Raw genomic sequence first — 2,014 nt, 5'->3', positions numbered from 1 at the left:
GGCCACCACCCTGTCCCCGACGTTGAGCCTGGCCGAGTCGCCCATCGTGATCGGGGCAAGGGCCGCGCCCCGGACCTGGACGACGGCGAGGTCCGAGAGGGGGTCGGTGCCGACCACCGTGGCCGGGTACACCTTGCCCTCGCCCGTGCGGACCTGGATGGTGGGGGTGGCCGTCTGCCCGTCGATCGTGACGACGTGCGTGTTGGTCAGGATGTGCCCGGCGCTGTCGAGGACGACCCCCGAGCCCGTGCCCTGGGCGCTGCCCGAGGACACGGAGACCGTGACCACGCTCGGGGAGGCCTTCGCTGCGGCAGCGGCCACCGCATCCGTGCTGGTCCGGTCGTTGACGACGACCGCGCGGGCCTGGACCGAGGCCCCGGCCTGGGCCTGCCCGGGCGCGGCCTGGGCGAGCAGGGCATAGCCCTCCGCGGCCGCGCCCCCGCCGACGAGTCCCGCAGCGAGCATCCCCGCCGCGAGGGCACCGCTCCCCCACAGCCGTCGGCCCGGCGCCAGGCCGCCCCCGGTGTGCTGCCGGGCGCCGGGAGCGCCCTGGCCGGTGCCCGCGCGGCCCTTCCCCTGGTCCGGGTCCGGTGTGGCGTCATTCACGGTGGTCTCCCTTTCGTGGTCCTGTTCCCCACAATGGACCGCGATGCTGTGCTGGGCTCATCGCTTTCCCGAAAGGTCGCTGGGAGCCTGCCGTGCGCGGAGGCCGCCGCCGGCACCCCTCAGGCCGGCAGGATGCGCTCCCGGCGGGGTCGCTGCAGGTACTGGAGGTAGCCGACGAGGACGACGATGAGGGCCAGCAGGACTGCCGAGACCGGCCCGTCGCCCCAGCCCAGGCCCCCGACCTCGGGCCCCTTCCCGGTCCAGTCGGCGAACGAGGCGCCCAGGGGGCGGGTGAGGACATAGGCGACCCAGAACGCGGCGACCCCGTTCAGGCCGAACGCCGCCCTGGCCGCGCCGGGGGCCGCGAACAGGACTGCGAACACGATCCCCGCTCCCAGGAACCCGAGCCCGGCCGTGTAGGCCAGCAGGTCCCCGGCCGCGGTGCCCAGGGCGAACGCCGCGCACACCGCGGCCCAGTAGAACACCTCCGGCCGGCCACGGGTGATGCTGTGCACCGACAGGGTCCCCTCCACCCGCCACCAGGCCCACAGCACTGCCGCGAGCACCACCGCGAACCCGGCCGAGGAGAGCACGTAGGACACGCCCAGGACCACGTGGAGGACGTCGGCGGCCATGGTCCCGAACACCGCGACCATCGTCACGGCGAGCCAGTACACCCACGGAACGTACCGGCGGGAGCGGAACTGCAGGGCCAGGGCCGCGGCGAAGGCCAGGAAGCACCCGGCCACCGCGAGGTAGGGGTTGAAGCCGTTCACGAGGTAGTCCGAGGTCGACTCCCCCAGGGCGGTGGTCAGCAGCTTCACCGCCCAGAACAGTGCCGTCACCTCCGGCACCTTCAGGACAGTGGCAGGGCCCGTCAGGGCCGCGTGGCGCTCCAGGGCGCCCTGATCGGCCCCGATCGGGGCATTGGCATAGGACATGCCCCCCATGCTGCAGGCGCCCCTCTAAGGGATCTCTAAGAAGAATCATGGGTGTGCGGCCCGGGCCCGGGTGCACTCCCGCGCGGCGCACCGGCCCGGATCAGGCGCCGTCCGGATCACTTGGGCAGAAGCGCAGTCCGGCGGGGAGGTGCAGGGATGCCGGGCGCAGGGGGCGCGGGGGTCCAGTGCTGGTGGGGCGGGCAGGGCCAGGGGGGCCGCTCGCTCCTGCCCGCCCCCTAACCGGGCCGGTGGCTCCCGGGCATGCCTGGGCGGGGGCGGGCCCCGGCCGGAGCGCCCCTCCTGCTCCACAAGAGGTCCGGCTGGGGCCCGCCGCACCAGTATCTCCTCGGGCGGCTGAGACCGGGCTGAGAACGCTGCCGGCCGGCGCCGCCGTCACGGCGGGCCAGCCGGGCGTGCTTCAGCCGGTGACGAGGTTCCTGGGCGGCGGGGTGAAGCTGCCGTGGTCG

Annotated in this window: 2 protein-coding genes; both read right to left on the bottom strand. The window is 74.6% G+C overall.

The window, feature by feature from the left end; all coding sequences use genetic code 11:
* A partial coding sequence (locus tag ACYVKZ_RS19980; protein ID WP_460994102.1) for a S1C family serine protease occupies positions 1 to 606 on the bottom strand: 606 nt, incomplete at its 3' end.
* A gap of 119 nt (positions 607 to 725) precedes the next feature.
* Entirely contained in the window at positions 726 to 1,547 is an 822-nt protein-coding gene (locus ACYVKZ_RS19975) for a COG4705 family protein (RefSeq protein WP_460994100.1), read from the bottom strand.
* Positions 1,548 to 2,014: the final 467 nt, after the last annotated feature.

Source organism: Sinomonas soli (assembly GCF_054782415.1).
Note: the sequence above shows the minus strand (reverse complement) of the source record. Positions and strands in the feature narration are given on the sequence as shown.

Excerpts from the sequence above, each read along its gene's own strand:
- ACYVKZ_RS19975 (WP_460994100.1), bottom strand. The coding sequence starts at position 1,547 with ATGTCCTATGCCAATGCCCCGATCGGGGCCGATCAGGGCGCCCTGGAG.